A 19,877-nucleotide genomic window follows, 5' to 3' on the forward strand; every position below is an offset into this window, starting at 1 on the left:
GGTCTCACGAGTGAAGTTGTATAGCCAACTTTGCGTTGTGAGGAGCCTCTCGGGCGCCGGTGAGATCCGCGTGGCGAAACGATGAACCCCTCGGGAACAGAAGCTCCCGAGGGGTGGTGAGGCGTGGCCCGGCCGGGGCAGGGGTGGCCCGGCCGGGCGGGGGGTTCGGTCACCCGAAGGAGGGGCCGACCGCCTCCCAGGCGGCCTCCGCCGCCTTGAGGGCGGAGGTGGCGTCGGTGCCGGTGGCGGTGGCCAGGGCGGTGAGGGTGGCTCGGACCGTCTCGGGGGAGGCGGCCGGGCCGTAGTGGTTGACGCGGAGCATCCCGGCGGCGAGTGCGCCGCCACCGGCCTGGACGGGGAGGGTCGGGTCGAGGCGGCGGAGCTCGGCGGCCAGTGCGGCGGCGTCCAGGCCGGCCGGGGTGCGCAGGGTGGTGGCCACCGGGGCGGCGTGGGCGTCGTCCGGGACGAACGGGGCGAGGGTGCCGAGGGCGCGGACGCCGGCCCGGACGGCGGCGGACGCCGCGCCGTGGCGGGCGATCACCGCGGGCAGCCCGTCCGCCTCGATCCGGTCCAGGCAGGCGCCGAGCGCGAGCATCTCCAGCTGGGCCGGCGCGTGCGGCAGGACCGTCCGTCCGGCGTCCGTCCAGCGCTCCTTCCAATCCAGGAGGGAGAGGTAGGAGCGGCGCGGGGCGGCCGGGTTGGCGGTGATCCGCTCCCAGGCCCGCGCGGAGACGGAGACGGCGGAGACCCCGGCCGGCCCGCCCATCGCCTTCTGGCCGCCGATCACGCACAGGTCGACGCCCCAGGCGTCGGTGAGCAGCGGTTCGGCGGCCACCGAGGCGACCGCGTCCAGCATCAGCAGCGCCCCGTGCGCGCGCACGACGGCGGCGATCTCGGCGACCGGGTTGGTGTTGCCCGTGGCGGCCTCGGCGTGCACCAGGGAGACGAAGTCGACCTCCGGGTGCGCGGCGAGCGCCTCGGCCACCTGCCCGGCGGTGACGGCGGTGTCGAACGGCACGGCGAGGTCGACGACGTTCGCCCCGCAGTCGCGCAGCCAGCCGCCGAAGGTCTGCCCGTACGGTCCGGTGACGATGTTGAGCGCGGTCGACCCCGGGTGCGCGGCGCCCCGGATCGCGGCCTCCAGCGGCAGCAGGGCCTCGCCCTGGGTGACGATCACGTCGGCGGTGGTGTGCAGCAGCGCGGCCACCTGGTCCTCGACGGCCGCGAAGTCGGCGGCGCTGAACGGGGGCAGGTCGAGGTAGGGGGTCACGGGGTCGGGCCTCTCACGTGGGGGAACGGTGACCGGAACGAGTCTGCCCCATCGGCGGTCCTCACAGGGAATGCCGTCGTCGGTAGAGTGCGGGCCATGAGCGATGGCACGGTGCTGCACGTCCGGGGTCGGGTGCTGGTCGGTCCGGAGGACGTCCGCGACGAACTCTGGGTGGTGGACGGCCGGGTGACCTTCGACCGCCCCGCAGCGGCCGGTGACGTCCGGACGGTGGACGGCTGGGTGCTGCCCGGTCTGGTGGACGCGCACTGCCACGTCGGCCTGGACGCGCACGGCGCCGTCGACGCCGCCACCAGCGAGAAGCAGGCGCTCACCGACCGCGACGCCGGCACGCTGCTGATCCGTGACGCCGGTTCGGCCGCCGACACCCGGTGGATCGACGAGCGCGAGGACCTGCCCCGGATCATCCGGGCCGGCCGGCACATCGCCCGCACCCGTCGCTACATCCGCAACTACGCGCACGAGATCGAGCCCGGCGACCTCACCGCCTACGTCCGGGCCGAGGCGCGCCGCGGGGACGGCTGGGTGAAGCTGGTCGGCGACTGGATCGACCGGGAGCGCGGCGACCTCGCCGCCTGCTGGCCCGGCGACGCCCTGGCCGAGGCGATCGCGGCGGCGCACGAGGAGGGTGCGCGGGTCACCGCGCACTGCTTCGCCGCCGAATCGCTGCCCGACCTGCTGGCGGCCGGCATCGACTGCGTCGAACACGCCACCGGCCTGACCGAGGAACTGATCCCGGCCTTCGCCGAGCGCGGCGTCGCGATCGTCCCGACGCTCGTCAACATCGCCACCTTCCCGCGCCTGGCGCTCGGCGGCGACCTCAGGTTCCCGGCCTGGTCCGCCCACATGCGGCGGTTGCACGCCCGCCGCTACGACACCGTGGGCGCCGCGCACGACGCGGGCATCCCGATCTTCGTCGGGACGGACGCGGGCGGCTCGATCGCCCACGGCCTGGTCGCCGACGAGGTGGCCGAGCTGGTCAAGGCCGGGCTGAGCCCGGCGGAGGCGCTCTCGGCGGCCACCTGGTCGGCGCGGGAGTGGCTGGGCCGTCCGGGCCTGGAGGAGGGGGCGTCGGCCGACTTCGTGGTGTACGCGGAGGACCCGCGGGCGGACGTCCGGGTGCTCGCCGACCCGCGCCAGGTGGTGCTGCGCGGGAGTCCGGTGGGGTGAGGCCGGCGGACGGCGCGGGGGCGGCACGGGGGCGGCGCGCGGCCGTCGGCGGCCGGGCGGGCCGAAGATCATCCGGGTGAACGGGCTGTCGTTGTAGGCCGATAGGGTTACGCCCATGGCACCGCGTCCACTGAATGAGATCGTCGAGCCCGGGTGGGCCACCGCGCTGGAGCCGGTGGCCGGGCGGGTCGCCGCCATGGGCGACTTCCTCCGCGCCGAACTGGCGGCCGGCCGCACGTACCTGCCCTCCGGGCCGAACGTGCTGCGCGCCTTCCAACAGCCCTTCGCCGATGTGCGGGTGCTGATCGTCGGGCAGGACCCGTACCCCACCCCCGGCCACGCCGTCGGCCTCAGCTTCTCGGTGGGGGCGGACGTCCGCCCGATCCCGGCCAGTCTGATCAACATCTTCCAGGAGTACGGGAACGACCTCGGTCTCCCGCAGCCCTCGAACGGGGACCTCACCCCCTGGACGCAGCAGGGCGTCCTGCTGCTGAACCGCGCCCTCACCACCGCGCCGCGCAAGCCCGCCGCGCACCGGGGCAAGGGGTGGGAGGAGGTCACCGAGCAGGCGATCCGTGCGCTCGCGTCGCGCGGCGGCCCGCTGGTGGCGGTTCTCTGGGGCCGTGACGCGCGCAACCTGCGTCCGTTGCTGGGGGAGATCCCGGCGATCGAGTCCGCGCACCCGAGCCCCTACTCGGCGAACGGCGGCTTCTTCGGCTCGCGCCCGTTCAGCCGGGCCAACGAACTGCTGGCGCGGCAGGGTGCGCAGCCGGTGGACTGGCGACTGCCGTAGCCGGGCTGCCGTCGCCCGGCTGCCGTGGCCTGCCGTGGCCTGCCGTGGCCTGCCGTGTCCGGCTGCCGTGCCCGACTGCCGTGCCGGTGGTCGTGGCCGGAGGCCGGAGGCCGGAGGCCGTTGCGGCGGGCCGTGGTGTTCCTGGGCGTCAACCTCACCCGAACGAGTGAAATGACGTTCTGTGTGACTCATGTGACGGATTGTTCGAGAAGACTGGCGGCTCGTCGTTCGGAGCGCCAGCCCCTTGGCCCCGCCCCCGCGGGCGGGTGATGTCGGAGGTGCGCTCCTCCTCGTCACCACCCGTGGGGGTACCGCCATGTCCTCGTACCGTTCCGTTCCCGCCGTCACCGTCGCCGCCCTCGCGGTGGCGGCGCTGATAGTCCCGGCGTCCGTCGTGCCGTCCGTCGCCCACGCCACCGCACCGGGTGCGCCGGGGGCGTCGGGTGCGTCCCCGGCGACACCGGCCGCACCGGCGGCCTCCACGGGGGCCTCCCCGGCGCCCTCCGCCGGCAAGGCGCGCGCCGTCACCGCCGAACTCGACCTGGACGTCAGCCTGTTGAACAAGACCGTGGACGTTCCGGTGAACATCGCACTCAACAAGGTCGAGACCCCCGCGCAGAGGGAGGGGTCCGTCCTCACCGCCGTCGTCGAAGGCGTCGACCAGCAGGGCCCGGTCACCCTGGTCAGGGCCGACCTCGGAAAGTCGGTGACCAGGGTCGACGCCAGGGGCGCCTTCGCCGCCGTCCAGCTGGTCAACGCGGACGTCCACGCCCCCGGCCTCCCCGCCACCACCCTGCTCGGCCTGGAGGCGCTCAGCGCCACCGCCACCTGTCCGGTCGACGGGCGGCCGACCGCCGACGTGGTGGCCCCCGCGAAGCTGACCCTCCTCGGCAAGCCCGTCACCGTCAGCCTGTACGGGCCGACCAGGGTGGACGTCCCGCTGGTCGGCAGCGTCTCGGTCGAGTTCTCCAAGAAGACCACCACCTCGACGACGGCCGCCGCCTCGGCCCTGGAGGTGCGGGTGGAGGTCAACCCGCTCAGCCTCAACGTCGCCAAGGTGACCGGGACCGTCACGGTCGCCTCGGTGAGCTGCGAGAAGCCGGTGCCGACGCCCTCCGCCCCGGCGCCCACCACCGCCCCGGCCGTGGCCCCGCCCGCGGAGGTGCCCGCGGCCCGGCCGGTGGGGGACGGCACTCCCACCGCCGCCGCCGGTACCGGCCGGGCCGCTGCCGCCCCGCCGTCCGCCACCGGTACGCAGGCCGCCCGCCGTCCGGCCTCCGCCGCCCCGGCCGCGGCGGACCACCTCGCCGCCACCGGCGGCAGTGACTCCACCGCCCCGCTCGCCGTCGGAGCCGCCGCCCTGGTCGCTGCCGGCGCCTGCGCCCTCTGGGCCACCCGCCGTCGCCGGGCCGCTGTCGCCGCCCACGCCCGCAGGCGCTGAAACCCGCCCCGGATCCCGTGCGGGAGTGTCATCTGCGGCACTCCCGCACGGTGACGGTGCCGACGCGGACGGTTGGTTCACATGGGCGTTACATGAGAGGAACAACCGGGAAACGGCGGCTTGCGACGCTACGCGGGCACCCACCACTCAGTTTGCGAGGGACACCGCCGTGGCAATCAAGGCCGAGTACATCTGGATCGACGGCACCAAGCCGACCGCCAAGCTCCGCTCCAAGACTCGGGTCCTGCCGAACGCCGACAAGATCCCCACCTGGGGCTTCGACGGTTCCTCGACCAACCAGGCCGAAGGCCACGCCTCGGACCGAGTGCTGGAGCCGGTCAAGGTCACCAAGGACCCGATCCGCGGCGGCGACAACATCCTCGTCCTCTGCGAGGTCCACGAGACCGACGGCACCCCGCACGAGTCGAACACCCGCGCCCTGCTGCGCACCGTCGCCGAGCAGTACGCGGCGCAGGACTCGATCTTCGGCATCGAGCAGGAGTACACCTTCTTCAAGGGCTCCCGCCCGCTCGGCTTCCCCGAGGGCGGCTTCCCGGCCCCGCAGGGCGGCTACTACTGCGGCGTCGGCGCCGAGGAGGTCTTCGGCCGCGAGATCGTCGAGCTGCACCTCGACCGCTGCATGGACGCCGGCCTCGCCATCTGCGGCATCAACGCCGAGGTCATGCCCGGCCAGTGGGAGTTCCAGATCGGCCCGGTCGACGCCCTGACCGCCTCCGACGACATGTGGATCGCCCGCTACCTGCTCTACCGCACCGCCGAGGAGTTCGGCATCGACGCCACCCTCGACGCCAAGCCGGCCAGGGGAGACTGGAACGGCGCGGGTGCGCACACCAACTTCTCCACCCGGGCGATGCGCGAGGGCTACGACGCGATCATCACCGCCTGCGAGTCGCTCGGCGCCTCCCAGGAGATCGTGCTGGAGCACGTCAGCCAGTACGGCGACGACATCCAGTCCCGCCTGACCGGCAAGCACGAGACCGCCCCGTGGAACGTCTACTCCTACGGCGTCTCCAACCGCGGCGCGTCGGTCCGCATCCCGTGGCAGGTCGAGGTGGACCAGAAGGGCTACATCGAGGACCGCCGCCCGAACGCCAACGTCGACCCGTACGTGGTCACCCGCCTGCTGATCAAGACCTGCTGCGCCGCGCTGGAGAAGGCCGGCCAGGTCTGAGCCACCGCTCACCGGTAACAGCTGAAGCGCCCGCCGGGCCTCCCCCTGCTGCATGGGGGAGGCCCGGCGGGCTTTTCGCGTGGTCGGGGTCAGCCGGAGTGGATGACGTCCGCCAGTTCACGGGCGAGAGCGGCGAGTTCCGGCAGACGCCGCGCCAGGTTGCGCAGGTGGATGGCGTACGCCTCGCGCTGGACGGGGCCGGCGGTCTCGGTGATCACCCCGGCGATCTCGCGTGCGGCGTCGGCCTTGTCCGCGCCGAGCATGAGGACCAGTGCGAACAGCCCGCCGGAGGCGTGGTTCAGTAGCTCCGGGCAGGCGGTCCTGACCGCGTCGAGACGGCCGAGGTCCGCGGCTTCGACGGCCGCGAGTGCCTCGGCGACGGCGAGGTCGGGGTCGGTGACGATCCCGTAGACCTGTTGTAGCGGCATGACCCGGGCCAGGCGGACGATCGCGAGGTGTTGGCGGACCTCCGGGTCGTCCACCTGCGAGAGCACCTCGGAGAACCGGGGGTCGTGCAGTTCCGACCGGTGCGCGGCGTGGAACGCGTGGGACTCGGGCCAGGTGGGGACGGCCGCCCAGGCCGCCGCGAGGGCCAGCGCGTCGTGCTCGCGCCGGCCGGCGGCGAGGACTGCGGGGAGGCCCAGGGCGTCGATGTCGTCGAGCACGGCGGTGATGTCGGCGATGTCTTGGTCCCCGGGGAAGACCTCGCCGGCCAGGCGCAGGAGGCGCCGTGAGGCGGGCGTCCGGAGGCCGTCGGCATGGGCTTGCAGGAACCTCTCGGTGTCGGGCCAGCCCTCATGGCTCCCCCAGGCATCGAGGAGACGGACGAAGTCGCTCGGAAGGGGGTCGGTGGCCCAGCCGGGCAGACCGCTCCCGAGAGCGGGGAGATGGGACACCAGCGTGCGGATCTCCAGTCTGGCGGCGCCCAGCTGACGCGGTTCACCGTCAGTGGCGGCGCCGGTGGCCTCGACGAGCAGTTCGAGTGCGCCCCGGCGGTCGCCCCGTCCGGCGAGCCAGAAAGCGTAGTGGGCTCGTAGGACCGCCTGCGGGAGGGGGTGGCCGCGCAGGGCGGTCACGGCGTCCCGCCAGGCGGCGTGCACGGGTTCGGCGTCGGCCTGCTGCGCGGCGAGGGCATGGAGGCTGGTGGTGAGGCCGGAGAGGAAGGCGGCGGGGTCTACTTCGGCGAGGCGCAGGTGGTGGCCGACGGCTTCGGCGGTGGACGCGAGGGCCCCGGCCCGGTCCCCGAGGTCGAACTGTTGGTTGGCGAGGTTGCCGAGGTTGCCCGCGAGGGCGGGGAGGTAAGCGGCTGGATTGGTGTCGGCGAGCGCGCGGTAGAGGGTGACTGCTTCGGTGGAGGTGGCCAGGGCCGTCGCGTTGCCGCCCGAGCTGGACTGCTGGACGCCCAGGTTGCCGAGGGTGCCGGCGAGGTCGGGGAGGAAGGCGTCGGGGTTGCTGTCGGCGAGCGCGCGGTAGAGGGCGACGGCCTCGGTGATGGAGGCCAGCGCGGTCCGGCTGTTCCCCGTCCGGTGCTCCTCGTTGGCGAGGTTGTTGAGGGCGCCGGCGAGGTCAGGGAGGAAGGCGTCGGGGTCGGTGTCGGCGAGCGCGCGGTAAAGGGTGACGGCCTCGGTGGCGGAGGCCCGGGCCGCCGTGTCGTCGCCTGCGCCCGACTGGTGGATGCCCAGGTTGTTGAGGGCGCCGGCGAGGTGCGGGAGGGAGGCGGCCGGGTCGGTGTCGGCGAGGTGGCGACAGATCGTGACGGCTTCGGTGGCGGTGGCCAGGGCCGCAGACCGGTCGCCGTTGTCGGCCTGTTGGGCGGAGAGGGTGCAGAGGGCGTCGGCGAGCTTGATGAGGAAGGCGTCGGGGGAGGGCCCGGTGTCGGCGAGCTCGATGTAGTGGCCGACCGCCTCCGTGGCGGAGGTCAGGGCCGCTGCCCGGTCGCCGTGCTCGGCCTGCCGGGTCGCGAGGTTGTTGAGGGCGCCGGCGAGCCGGGGGAGGTAGGCGGCGCGGTTGGTGTTGGCGAGCGTGTGGTAGTGGGTGACTGCTTCGGTGGCGGAGGTCAGGGCGGCTGCCCGGTCGCCGTGCTCGGCCTGCCGGCTGGAGAGGTTGTCGAGGGCCTCCGCGAGGTCGGGGAGGTGGGTGGTGGGAGCGGCGTCGGCGAGGCGTCGACGGATGCCGATGGCTTCGGTGGAGGAGGCCAGGGCGGCTTCCCACTTCCCGCGGCCGGACTGGTGGTTGGCGAGGTTGTTGAGGGATCGGGCGAGTTCGGGGAGGTGGGCGTGGGGGTTGGTGTCGGCGAGCGTGCGGTAGTGGGTGACGGCTTCGGTGGCGGAGGTCAGGGCGGCTGCCCGGTCGCCGACGTCGGACTGGTGGTTGGCGAGGTTGTTGAGGGATCGAGCGAGGCCGGGGAGGTGGGCGTGTGGGTCGGTGTCGGCGAGCGCGCGGTAATGGGTGACGGCTTCGGTGATGGTGGCGAGGGCTGCGTTCCGGTCACCGAGGTTGGACTGGTGGACGGAGTGGTTGTTGAGGGACTCCGCGAGGTCGGGGAGGTGCGCGGCGGGGGCGGCGTCGACGAGGCGCCGGCGGATGGCGACTGTCTCGCTGGAGGCGTCGAGGGCGCCCGTCCGGTCGCCGAGGTCGGTCCGGCACCTGGCGAGGCCGTGGAGGCCGGTGGCGAGGTCGGGGAGGAAGACCGCCGGATTTGCGTCGACGAGGAGGCGGCGGATGCTGACGGCCTCGTCGGCGGCGGCGAGTGCACCGGCCGGGTCGCCGAGGTCGGACCGGTGCTTGGCGAGATTGCTCAGGCTGGTGGCGAGGCGGGGCAGGTGGGTGGTGGGGGCGGCGTCGGCGAGCCGGCGGTAGAGGGAGACGGCCTCGGTGATGGTGTCCAGGGCGCCTCTCCGGTCGCCCGTGGCGGACTGGTCGGCTGCGAGGTTGATGAGAGCGCCGACCAGCGGGGGGAGGTGCACGGGGTCGCTGTCGGCGAGCCGGCGGTAGAGGGTGACGGACTCAGTGACGGTCGTCAGGGCGCTCGGTCCGTCACCGTCGGCCGACTGCTGGGTGGACAGGTTGTTGAGGGAGTTGGCGAGGGCGGGGAGGTAGCCGGGGTCGCTGTCGGCGAGCCGGCGGTAGTGGCCGACGGCTTCGGTGATGGTGGCGAGGGCGGCTGCCCGGTCGCCGACGTCGGACTGTTGGACGGCGAGATTGTTGAGGGAGGCGGTGAGGCCGTCGAGGAGCACGGCGGCATCGGGGGTGGCCACCACGAGCCGGCGGTAGAGTCCGACGGCCTCGGCGAAGGAGGCCAGTCCCTCGGCCCTGTTCCCGGCGTGGGAGTGGCGTCGTCCCAGGCGGTTGAGGAGGACACCTGTCTCGTGCTCCGTCGTCCCGGTCGCCGCACGGGCCGCGTCCAGCCGGCGCTGCTCCGCCCGGAGCGCCAGGTGCGGAACCCCGATCGAGGTGAACGGGATGGTCTCCGCCAGCTCGGCGAGCCAGACCGGTGCCTCCGGCGCGTCGACGAGCCGTCCGAGTGCTTCCAGGACCGCTCCGCCCTGGTCCGTGGCCACTTCCAGGGTGGTGCGCCAGCGCTCCGCCCCGGCAACGGTCCAGTCGGCGAGCATACCCGCCGCCGCGCCCTGGTCGGCGGCCGCCGCGCGGTTGAACTGGCGTAGTGCGCTGATCACTTGGTCCTCGCCGAGTCCGTCCAGGGCCGCCGTCAGCAGCTCCTCGTCCGCTTGGAGCGTACGCAGTGTGAGGTGGTCGGCGATCGGGTCGGGCCGGAGGGCGAGCGGTTCGCCGGGGGCGGGCTGGAGGCAGTCGGTGAGCGTGCCGCGGATCTGTTCCCGCCACCGAGCGTCGTCCGCGAGCTCCTCGACCGCGCGCAGGGCGGCGGAGGTCTCCTTCCGGCCGGTGGGCGCGCGCAGGGTGAGGCAGGTGACGGCGCGGTCGAGGACGTCGAGCGGCGCGTCGCCGGTGGTGCCGGTGGCCCGCCGGTAGACCTGGGCCCAGTACGAGCGCTCGTGGTCGAGTACCTCCTCGTACAGTTCGGCGCGGCTGGTGGGGAGCCGCTCCCGGTCCGGGGTGCGGGAGGCGAGGAAGGCGAGCAGCAGGCGGTCCAGTGTGGTCCAGTCCTGCGGGGCGGCGTCGGCGAGGTCCTTCGGGGTGAGGGCCCGGGCACCGGGACCGAACGCCTCGACGGCGCGCCGGGCCAGCGCCCGCCCGTCGGGGTGCTCGGGCGGCAGCATCATCGGTGGGCGTTCGCGGCAGGGGTGGCCGTCGCCGAGCCAGGCCCGGCGCAGGTCGGGCAGCCACTGCCCGTCGGTGGAGCGGGCGGTCATGAGGACCACGGCGGGCGCGGCGCCGCGTTCGGCGCGGCGGCGCAGCACCCTGAACAGTTCGCGGGCCTCGGCGGGCCGGGCGTCGGCGTAGTCGAGGACGACGAGCGTGGGTGAGACGACGACGCCCAGCCAGTCGAGGCCGGGAGTGTCCTTGCGCAGGTAGCCCGCGTACCAGTCGTGCTGCTCGGCGAGCCGGTGGGCGACTTCGAGGGCCAGCCGGGTTTTCCCCGCGCCGCCGACGCCGTGGACGACGGCGACGCCGGTGTGCTGCCCCTCGGCGACCGACAGGCACCAGTCGGTCAGGACGGTGAGTTCGTCGCGCGCCTGGAACCGCACCGTGTTGTGCTCGGGTCGCAGCAGCCGCAGCGGGCGGTGGACCTGTGGGTCGAACGGCAGGTACGGGGCGCGCAGCGGGTCGTCGGCCCGGTGTACCGACGGGGTGTGGGCGTCCTCGGCCCGCCGGAGCCGTGCGATGTCGAGGGCGGTGCGCCACCGCCAGTGGGCCGCGTACCTGGCGCCGGTGCGGGCGGCGTCGGCGAAGGCGGCGCCGGTGCCGGCGATCGGGGAGGTGGGCAGGGCGTGGGCGAGGCCGACGGGGTCGAGGACGAGCAGGGGGCGGGCCGGGCCGTGGACCTCGGCGCGGACGAGTTCGTCCCAGTCCTCCGGCCGTTCGGTCCACAGGTCGGTGTCCGGTGGGCACGGCTCGCCGGGTTCGGGGTCGTCGACGCGGACACCGAGCAGGGCGTGGCCGGGGCCGCTGCCGCCGGGAGGGTCGACGAGGAGCACGAACGGGTGCAGGCCGGCGTGCAGGCAGGCGGCGGCGAGGACGAGGGCGAGGTCGAGGCAGGTGGCGTGCCGGGGGCTCCACAGCACTTCGGCCGGCTGCCGGACGACCTGCCGGCCGGCTTCGCCGCTCGGTGCCTCGTACGAGTAGGTGATGCCGGCGTCCGCCAGGGCCTCGTACACGGCGCGGGCCTGGTCGAGGCGGCTGCCGCCGGCGGGGCCGGGGAGGCGGACGAGGGCGGCGACCTCGTCGGGGCGGACGTACTTGGCGAGGGCGGCGTCCTCGCCCTCCTGGTTCCAATGGGGCCACGAGGTCACGGGGCCACCACCGCGATGGTGTCGGTGACGGTGAGGTCGCCGGCGCCGGGGACGGCGCTCGCGGTCACCTTGAGGTCGTAGAGGCCGGGTTGCTGGCCGGGCAGCTCGGTGTGGTAGCAGCCTTCGGCGGTGTCCCAGTCCAGTTTGACCTCGGCGGTCCGCCGACCGGGGGCTTCGGCCTGCCGGAGGGACGCCCACACCGTGGGTGGCTCGTCGCCGGGCCGACTGACGGGCCCGGCACCGGGTCCGCTGTCGGGCGCGGTGTGGCGGTGCAGTCCGACCCGGAGCGGGACGGGCGCGCCGGCCTGGTGGAGTTCGTCCAGGTCGAGGCCGAGCGAGGTCTGCCGTTCCTCGCCGCGGACGGCGGCGAGTGCGGCGCGCCGTTCGTAGGCCTCGACCAGTGCGGGAATCCAGGGGGCGGAGCCGATCGGCCCGTGCCGGTCGCGGGCGCGCCAGCCGGAGGTGTCGTGGCCGCTCATCTCCAGGGGGACGGCGGAGTAGGCGGGGACGGTGCCGTCACCGTGGTCCTTCTCCCAGCCGTCGAGGTCGAGCCAGTCGGGCACGGTCTTCGTCACCGTGAGCCGCTCGCCGTCCCAGTGCGCGGCGCCGGGGGTGCGGTGGCTCCAGCCGAGCAGTGGCCGGACTTCGGGGGCATCGGGGCCGCGTGGGATGTTCCGCCAGCCGTCCTCGATGTCCTTGTGCACGGCGAAGGCGGCCGCCGCGTACTCGCCGAGGTCGGGGAGCGCCGGATCGAGCGGGTAGCGGGGGGTGCCGGTGGTGGTGTCCAGGACGGCGGGGTAGCGGGGGAGCAGATCGGCGACTCCGGGCCAGGTACGGAGCAGGTTACTGACCTCGTCGAGCCGGATCCCGGCCACCCGGACGCCGTTGGCCAGGACGTCGAGGGCCTTGGGGGCGCCCCGGTGCGGGGTGCCGAGGGTGATCAGGGCGCGGCAGAGCGGCCAGCCCTCCAGGACGCCGAGCCAGTGGCGGGCCACCAGGCCGCCCATCGAGTGGGCGACGACGACGACGCGGCCGGCGCGTTCGGCCTCGCTGTGGTCCTGGAGGCGTTCGTGGACGTCGGCGGCGAGCAGTCGGGCGGCGTGGGCGACGCCGAGCCGGAAGTCGTAGGGAAAGGCGACCACGTTGGCGGCCGGGTCGCGCCGGTCGGGGTGGCCCTCGTCGAGCCGGACGCCGGGCAGGGCGCGCAGGCCGTCGAGGAGTCGCTCGTAGCCGGGGACGACGGTCCAGCCGGGCAGCAGCCGTCGAGAGTGGATCAGGCCGGTGGGCCGGAGCGGCCGGTCGGGGGTGAGACGGCCGGGTCGGGTGAGGAGGCCGGCGATGTCGCCGAACCCCGCGTCCCAGACGGCCGTTCCCGGCCGTCCGCCCGCCCGCGGACGTTCCAGTACGCTGCCGCCGATGCCCGGCAGGACGTACACGAGGTGCCTGCGTGTCACGCTCACTCCACTCGAATCGGTGTCCTGGTGCTGACGGCGGCGTCGCGGTGTTGTCGACCCAACCCCCCTGGCCGGGAACGCACTTCCGACGCCGCGTTGTCGAGGCCCATGGTCCGGTCCGGGAGGGCCGGGGGCGTAGGGTTCCGGCCGCATGGTGGCCAAGTCGAGACACATGCCCGGGGCGGGTGGATCGGGTGTGCCCATCCCGTTCTGCTGTTCGGTCGGGGCGAGACCGAGGCCGAGGGCGCCGGCGACGGTCTCTTGATCCGTGCCGGTCGTGGGCGGATAATCGCCCGCATGACCGCCCCCGCCGCCTCCGCCGCTGCCTCCGGGTGCCTCGTGCGGCGCCTGCACGTGGACCTGGTGCGGGTGTGCGCGGCCGCCTGTCGTCGGTGAGTGCTGCTCCCTCCCCTCCCCACAGGCGTTCTCGGCACCGGAGTGTGTGTTCATGTCCCTGACCTTCCACTGGTTCCTGCCCACCAACGGCGACAGCCGGCACGTCGTCGGCGGCGGGCACGGTTCGACGCCCGGGACCGCCGGGGCGGACCGGCCGCCGTCCGTCGCCTACCTGGGTCAGATCGCCCGCAGCGCGGAGCAGTTGGGGTTCGAGGGGGCGCTGACGCCGACCGGCGCCTGGTGCGAGGACGCCTGGCTGACGACGGCGATGCTCACCCAGGTGACGGAGCGGCTCAAGTACCTGGTGGCGTTCCGGCCGGGGCAGATCAGTCCGACGCTGGCCGCGCAGATGGCGGCGACGTACCAGCGGCAGTCCGGCGGCCGGCTGCTGCTCAACGTGGTGACGGGCGGTGAGTCGGCGGAGCAGCGCGCGTACGGGGACTTCCTCGACAAGGACGCGCGGTACGCGCGGACCGGCGAGTTCCTGTCGATCACGCGCAGGCTCTGGGCGGGCGAGACCGTCGACCACGAGGGGCCCCATCTCCGCGTGGAGCGGGCCGTGTTGAACCGGCTGCCGGACCAGGTGCCGCCCGTGTACTTCGGTGGTTCGTCGCCGGCGGCGGGCGACGTGGCCGCCCGGTACGCGGACGTCTACCTCACCTGGGGGGAGCCGCCCGCGCAGGTGCGGGAGAAGATCACCTGGATCCGCGAACTGGCCGCCGCGCAGGGCCGGGTGGTGCGGTTCGGGATCCGGCTGCACGTGATCACCCGGGACACCTCGGCGCAGGCGTGGGCCGAGACCGAGCGGCTGCTGGCGGCGATGGACCCGGTGCGGATCCGGGAGACCCAGCGCGCGCTCGCGGAGAGCGAGTCCGAGGGGCAGCGCCGGATGCTGGCCCTGCACGGCGGTTCGGCGGCGCGGTTGGAGGTCCACCCGGGGCTCTGGGCGGGCATCGGGCTGCTGCGGGGCGGCGCGGGGACGGCGCTGGTCGGCAGCCACCGGGAGGTGGCCGACCTGATCACGGAGTACCACGAGCTGGGCATCGAGGAGTTCGTGCTCAGCGGGATGCCGCACCTGGAGGAGGCGTACTGGTTCGGGGAGGGCGTGCTGCCGCTCCTCGCGCGGCGCAACCTGTGGCGGCGGCCGGAGTAGCTCCGGTGGGGCCGGCCCGCCAGGTCCGGGGTCGGGGTCGGGGTCGGGTGGGGCGGGTGCGCGGGGCCGGCCGTCCGGTCCGTTCTGCCCGAAAGGGGACGTGAAGGGTGGGGATGTCCCCCGGTCGGATCCGGGGGCGTGCCGTCGTGAACTCCGGGCGCCCGGTTCCTAGCGTTGACGACATGACACACCATCACATGATGCTCCGGAGAACCCTCCGGGGTGCGCGGCGGCCGGCGCGGTGGGGGCCCGTGCTCGCCGCCGCCCTGGCCGCCTCGGCGCTCGCGGGCACCCCCGCCGCGTCGGCCGCCGGCTCCTCGGCTCCCGTTTCCGCTTCCGTCGAGGCCGAGGCCGAGGCCGGGGTCGGGGCCGCCGCTGCCGTGCCGGGTGCGTGCGCGGCGACCCGCGCGGCCGTCGGAGCGGCTCTGGACACCCTGGTCGGAAGCGACGGAGTCCCCGGCGCGGCCGCCGAGTTCACCGATCCCCGCTGCGGGCGCCGGACCGCCGCCCGCGGCGTCGCCGACCTGGCGACCGGCCGCCCGATGCGGGCGGAGGACCGGCTGCGGATCGGCAGCGTCACCAAGACGTTCACCGCCACGCTCGTCGTCCAACTCGCCGCCGAGGGCCGGATCGGCCTGGACGACACCGTCGAACGCCACCTGCCCGGACTGGTCCGGGGCAACGGCTACGACGGCGGCCGGATCACCGTCCGCCAACTGCTCCAGCACACCAGCGGTCTCCCCGACTACACCGAGGCGCTGGTCGGACTGCCCGTGGACGCATGGCGGTTCCGCCACTTCGAGCCGCGCGAGCTGGTCGCGATCGGGCTCACCCTGCCGCACCCGGAGAAGGCGTGGTCCTACTCGACCACCAACTCCGTGATCGCCGGCCTCCTGGTCGAGAAGGTCACCGGCCGCCCCTTCGAGGCGGAGCTGCAACGCCGGATCATCGGCCCGCTGGGCCTGCGGGACACCTACTGGCCGGGCGACGAGCTCCGCATCCGGGGCCCGCACTCGCGCAGCTACTACGTCGACCACGCCGCACCCGAGGGCGCCCCGCGCATCGACGGCACCGAGTGGAACGCGAGCTTCGGCGGCGCGGGCGGCGCGCTGGTGTCCACGCCCGCCGACGTGGACCGGTTCTTCCGGGCGTTGCTGGGCGGCCGGTTGCTGCCCGCGCGCTGGCTCGACGAGATGAAGCGCACCGTGCCCGCCGACCCGGACCGCCTCTGGCCCGGTGCCCGGTACGGGCTCGGGCTGATCGTTAGCCCGCTGGAGTGCGGCGGTTGGTGGTGGGGCCACGGCGGGACGATGCCGGGCGGGCACCGGACGCTCGCCGCGGTCGGGCCGGGCGGCCGCAGTCTCGCCCTCGCCCTCACCGAGGTCCCCCGCACCGAGCAGGCCGAGCAGGACTTCCGTGCCGTCGCGACCGCCGCGTTCTGCGCGCCGGTCGGTGGCGGATCCGATGCGACCGAGGAGACGTCATGAGCGACCGCCGTACCGCCGAGAGCCGTTCCGCCGAGGCCCGTTCCGGCGAGGCCCGTACCGCCGCCGGCCGTTCCACCGAGAGCCGGGCCGCCCGCCCCCGTCGTGCGGGCGGGCGGCGCCCGGCCGGAACCGGGGCGTCGACCGCCGTCCGCCGGGCCACGGCGGCGGGCCTCGCCTTCGCGGCCTGCGTGGCGGTGGTGTCCGCGGCGACCGGCCCCGCCCAGGCCGCGTCCGTCGACGCCTCCACGTCCGGCGACTCCGACGCCTCCGCGTCCGCGACCTCCGCCCCCCGCGGGCTGGACCGCTACTACAACCAGCGTCTCGACTGGCGCAGTTGCGTCGAGGGGCCGGACGACAAGGACGGCGCGGCCCTGGAGCAGGCGGGCGCGCGCTGCGCGGACGTGACCGTCCCGCTCGACTACGGCGACCCCCGGGGCCGCACCATCACCGTCGCGATCTCCCGGATCAAGGGCACCGACACCCGCCACCGGATCGGCGCGATGCTGCTCAACGACGGCGGCCCGGGCGGCGAGACCCTCGGCACTCCGCCGCGCGTGCAGGCGGCGCTCAAGGAGACCGCCGCACGTTACGACATCATCGGCATGGACCCGCGCTTCGTGGGGCGCAGCACCCCGCTGGACTGCGGCTGGCCGGTCGGAACCAGCCTCGCCTCGGCGGGCCTCGGCCGGGCGAGCTTCGACCGGCAGGTCGCCTTCCAGAAGGACCTGGCCGCCAAGTGCCGTGCCGCGGCAGGGTCGTTGCTGCCGCACGCGAGCACCCGCAACACGGCCCGCGACATGGACGTCGTCCGGGGCGCGCTCGGTGAGCGGAGGATCTCCTACCTGGGCGTCTCGTACGGCACCTACCTGGGCACCGTCTACACCCAGATGTTCCCCGGCCGCTACGACCGGGTGGTCCTCGACGGGGCGCTCGACCCGCGCACGTACGGGCCCCGCCTGTTCCCGGGCCTGCTGGCGGAGAACGAGCAGGCGCTCGCCGACTGGGTCGCCTGGGCGGCGGCCCGCCACGACACCTACGGGCTCGGCCGGACCGGGGAGGAGGTGATCGCCGGGATCCGGCGGACCGTCGAGGCGTCGGCGCGCGCGCCGTTGGCCGTCGGCAGCGGCACCGGCACCTTCCTGGTCGACGACACCCGGGTGCCGTTCCTGCTCTTCGCCGGGATCGCGGACGACACGGACGAGGCGCGCGCGGACCTCGCCGAAGAGATGGCCGTGCTGGCCGAGGCCGCGGCGGGCCGGCCGGCCCGGCCGTCGGAGGCGTTCGCCGCCGTGTTGCGGTTCGCGTTCGGCGCGGAGGGGTCGGCGACCGGCAGCTCCCAGCAGGCGATCATGTGCGCGGACGGCACCGCGCCGCGTGACCCCGAGTCGTACTGGCGGGGCGTCGAGCGCACCCGGGCCGAACACCCGCTGCTCGGTCCGATGCTCAACAACATCAACCCGTGTGCCTTCTGGGACCGCCCGCGCGAGGCGCGCACCGAGGTGCGGAGCGACGCCGAGGTGCTGATCGTCGCCGCCACCGGGGACCCGCGCACCACCTACCGGGACAGCGTCGCGCTGCACGGGCTGCTGCCCGGCTCCCGCCTGCTGACGCTCAAGGGCGCCAACCGGCACGCGCTCTACGGGATGTACGGCAACGCGTGCGTGGACGACACGGTCAACGCGTACCTGGCCAGTGGCAGGCTGCCGAAGGGGGACCGGACCTGCACCAAGTAGCCGTACGCTCCGGCCGTGACCCGTGACCCGTGACCCGTGACCCGTGACCCGTGTCTCAGGCCGGGCCGGTGTCTCCGCCCGGCCGTGGCGGCCCGCGGGCGCACTGCCCGCGGGCTCACGGCCCGCCGGTTCACTGCTCGCCGAGGGCCATCCACTTCTCCGGTGTCTCCAGCGGTGTGAACCCGACCTTGGCGTAGACCTCGTGGGCGTCCGCCGTGGCGAGCAGGACGCGGCGCAGGCCGTAGGGGGCGAGGTGGTCGCGGACGGCGGTGGCCAGCGCGGTGCCCAGGCCCTTGCCGCGCGCGGCGGGGGCGATGTACACGTCGCAGAGCCAGGCGAAGGTGGCCAGGTCGGTGACGACGCGGGCGTAGCCGAGCTGGGTGCCGGCGGCGCGGTCGTAGACACCGAAGTTGAGCGATCCCGCGACGGCGGAGTCCTGCTTCTCGCGGGGGCGGCCCCGGGCCCAGTAGGAGTCCTCCGACAGCCACCGGTGGATCAGCGCGCCGTCGAGGCGCCCGGGGTCGGTGGAGATCTCGTAGCTGTCGGGGAGGTCACTGGTCATGGCGGGATCCAACCAGAGGCTCCCGCGCCGATCCACCGGATATCCGCAGGCCCCGGGGCGGCCGTGCCTCCTCGCCCGGGGCCGCGGTTCGGGAGTTCAGGCCCCGAACCGCGGGACGACCAGGGGGGACCGCAGGACGAGTTCGCCGATGACGGGCCGGTCGGCGCCGTCGCCGTGGACCAGGGAGGTGAGGGTGCTCGGGAACGCGTCGGTGACCGTCCAGCTCACCGCCGGGGTGCGGGGGCCGTTCAGCAGCGAGACCGTGACGTCCTTCCGGTCGACCGTGTTGAGGCCGATCGTGTCGATCCAGTCGCACAGGGCCTGGTAGCCGTCGGCCGAGCCCCGGCGCAGGGAGACCGTGGCCGTCCTCCGCTGTCCGGGCATCAGGTGGGTGGTTCCCGAGCCGTCCCTGTGCTCGATGACCTCGTAGGACGTCTCCAGCCCGGAGACGTCGTGGAAGAGGTGGTCCCGCCCTTCGACGGAGAGCTTGTAGCGGTAGACGGGCATCGACACGGACGCTCCCGGGGTCGGCCGCACGGCGCGGCGCGGACTGCTGCTCGTAACGGGCGAATCTATGCCACGGAGCGTCAGTTCCGGCTCTCCGTAACCCGTGCGGGCGAGACGCGCCGCGGCGGATCCGGCGGGCCGCCGCCCCGACCCGGCCCGCCCCGACCCGGCCCGACCCGACCCGACCCGCCCCGGCTCCGCCCGCCCCGCTCAGATCCGCCGCAGGGAGAAGGTGTCGCCCGGCGTGCCGGCGAACGCCAGGTCCAGCCGGCCGGAGAGCGCGTACACGCCGCCGCCGGGGCCGGGCGTGACGGCCGTCGGCGAGAGGTCGGCCGAGGGGCGGACGGAGGTGAGCCGGGCGGTGCGCCAGCCGTCGGTGGAGCGGAGCTCGACCGAGGCGTCGCGGCCCGCGCCGGCCAGGTCGTTGGTCGCGCCGACGATGCTGCCGTCGGGGCGGCCGAGCAACCCGTCCAGGTGCAGCAGCGCGCCCGGCCCGCCCGTGCCGGGGCCTCCCGTGACCGGAATCGGGCGGAGGTCCGCCGGCCGGTGCACCGGCACCTGCCAGAGCGTGCCGTCGTCCCACTTGCCGATGATCAGCCGGCCGTCCCGGAGGACGATGCCGTTCAGGCCGTAGCCGCCGGGCGCCGGGGTCAGCCGGGCGTCGCGGACCAGGACCGAGGCCGTGCCGTCCGTGCCGATCCGGTACACCATCGGGGCGAGCGAGTCGGTGACGTACGCGGTCCCGTCCGGTCCGAAGGCCACGTCGTTGGCGAAGTGCGGGCCGCCGTCGCCCGCCACCGCGGCCAGGTCCGCGTAGAAGAGTCGCCGGCCGGTCTCCAGGTCGTAGGCGCCGAGGCCGGCCAGCCGCCCGGCGGTCGCGGCGGAGGTGCGCGTGCCGAGGCCGTTGTCGCCGTTGGCCAGCAGGACCCGGCCGCGGGCCCGGTCGACGTGCAGGCCGATCACCGAGACCAGCGTGTCAGGTTCGTCGATCAGCGTGCGGACACCGCCGCCCGGGCGGACGACCGAGACCGTGCCGTGGCGCAGCGATCCGACCAGGAAGCGCTGACGGTCCTGGTCCCAGGTGGCTCCCTCCGGGACGAGGGTCGGGGCGTGGCCCGCGATCACGGCCGGGCCCCGGCCCCCGTGGCCGCCGTGGGCGGAGGCCGGCAGAGCCCCGGCGGTGCCGAGCAGGAGGCCGGCCGCCGTAGCGGTGACGGCGGCGGTGCGGAGGAGGTGACGGGTCATCGGATGTCTCCCTGCGAGGTGGTG

The 19,877-nt window shown here is 74.7% G+C and carries 13 protein-coding genes; 7 read left to right on the plus strand and 6 right to left on the minus strand.

Going from position 1 to position 19,877, the window contains the following annotated elements:
* Positions 1–169: 169 nt before the first annotated feature.
* Positions 170–1,270 carry an aminotransferase class V-fold PLP-dependent enzyme gene (locus tag ABZY91_RS05360; RefSeq protein WP_355399867.1) on the minus strand — a complete coding sequence of 367 codons (1,101 nt, stop codon included), beginning with the start codon at positions 1,268–1,270 and terminating at the stop codon, positions 170–172.
* 96 nt (positions 1,271–1,366) lie between these two features.
* Between ABZY91_RS05360 and ABZY91_RS05365 the strand changes: the two genes are divergently transcribed.
* The 4 genes from ABZY91_RS05365 (at position 1,367) to glnII (ending at position 5,884) form a co-directional block, all read left to right on the plus strand.
* Positions 1,367–2,458, plus strand: coding sequence for an amidohydrolase family protein (locus ABZY91_RS05365; RefSeq protein WP_355399869.1), 1,092 nt, complete (start codon positions 1,367–1,369; stop codon positions 2,456–2,458).
* Between the two features lie 115 nt (positions 2,459–2,573).
* Positions 2,574–3,251 carry a uracil-DNA glycosylase gene (locus ABZY91_RS05370; RefSeq protein ID WP_329876261.1) on the plus strand — a complete coding sequence of 226 codons (678 nt, stop codon included), beginning with the start codon at positions 2,574–2,576 and terminating at the stop codon, positions 3,249–3,251.
* Between the two features lie 316 nt (positions 3,252–3,567).
* Positions 3,568–4,692, plus strand: coding sequence for an SCO1860 family LAETG-anchored protein (locus ABZY91_RS05375; protein ID WP_355399872.1), 1,125 nt, complete (start codon positions 3,568–3,570; stop codon positions 4,690–4,692).
* Between the two features lie 169 nt (positions 4,693–4,861).
* The gene (glnII, locus tag ABZY91_RS05380; protein ID WP_329876257.1) at positions 4,862–5,884 is read left to right on the plus strand and encodes a glutamine synthetase GlnII; all 1,023 of its coding nucleotides are present in this window, start codon (positions 4,862–4,864) and stop codon (positions 5,882–5,884) included.
* An 89-nt stretch (positions 5,885–5,973) separates the two neighbouring features.
* Here glnII and ABZY91_RS05385 read toward each other — a convergent pair whose 3' ends face one another.
* Both ABZY91_RS05385 and ABZY91_RS05390 read right to left on the minus strand, forming a co-directional pair.
* Positions 5,974–11,316, minus strand: a complete 5,343-nt coding sequence (locus tag ABZY91_RS05385) for a hypothetical protein (protein ID WP_355399874.1) — start codon at positions 11,314–11,316, stop codon at positions 5,974–5,976.
* A complete protein-coding gene (locus tag ABZY91_RS05390) occupies positions 11,313–12,770 on the minus strand; it encodes a hypothetical protein (RefSeq protein WP_355399876.1) in 1,458 nt (485 codons plus the stop codon). The genes ABZY91_RS05385 and ABZY91_RS05390 overlap by 4 nt, the downstream gene beginning before the upstream one ends.
* 448 nt (positions 12,771–13,218) lie before the next feature.
* On the opposite strand from ABZY91_RS05390, the gene ABZY91_RS05395 reads away from it, so the two are divergent.
* The 3 genes from ABZY91_RS05395 to ABZY91_RS05405 all read left to right on the plus strand — a co-directional run bounded on the left by ABZY91_RS05395 (position 13,219) and on the right by ABZY91_RS05405 (position 17,539).
* A complete protein-coding gene (locus tag ABZY91_RS05395) occupies positions 13,219–14,319 on the plus strand; it encodes an LLM class flavin-dependent oxidoreductase (RefSeq protein ID WP_329883479.1) in 1,101 nt (366 codons plus the stop codon).
* A 182-nt stretch (positions 14,320–14,501) separates the two neighbouring features.
* On the plus strand, positions 14,502–15,806 hold the full coding sequence (locus ABZY91_RS05400) for a serine hydrolase domain-containing protein (protein WP_355399878.1): 1,305 nt from the start codon (positions 14,502–14,504) through the stop codon (positions 15,804–15,806).
* On the plus strand, positions 15,803–17,539 hold the full coding sequence (locus ABZY91_RS05405; RefSeq protein ID WP_355399880.1) for an alpha/beta fold hydrolase: 1,737 nt from the start codon (positions 15,803–15,805) through the stop codon (positions 17,537–17,539). Before ABZY91_RS05400 ends, ABZY91_RS05405 begins: the two co-directional genes overlap by 4 nt.
* Before the next feature lie 130 nt (positions 17,540–17,669).
* Here ABZY91_RS05405 and ABZY91_RS05410 read toward each other — a convergent pair whose 3' ends face one another.
* The 3 genes from ABZY91_RS05410 to ABZY91_RS05420 form a co-directional block, all read right to left on the minus strand.
* On the minus strand, positions 17,670–18,101 hold the full coding sequence (locus tag ABZY91_RS05410) for a GNAT family N-acetyltransferase (protein WP_355399882.1): 432 nt from the start codon (positions 18,099–18,101) through the stop codon (positions 17,670–17,672).
* 96 nt (positions 18,102–18,197) lie between these two features.
* On the minus strand, positions 18,198–18,608 hold the full coding sequence (locus ABZY91_RS05415) for a phage tail protein (RefSeq protein WP_355399942.1): 411 nt from the start codon (positions 18,606–18,608) through the stop codon (positions 18,198–18,200).
* 210 nt (positions 18,609–18,818) lie between these two features.
* A complete protein-coding gene (locus ABZY91_RS05420; protein WP_355399884.1) occupies positions 18,819–19,853 on the minus strand; it encodes a hypothetical protein in 1,035 nt (344 codons plus the stop codon).
* Between the last annotated feature and the right edge of the window lie 24 nt (positions 19,854–19,877).

Origin of the sequence: Kitasatospora sp. NPDC002965 (assembly GCF_040611255.1) — a bacterium.
GTDB lineage: Bacteria > Actinomycetota > Actinomycetes > Streptomycetales > Streptomycetaceae > Kitasatospora.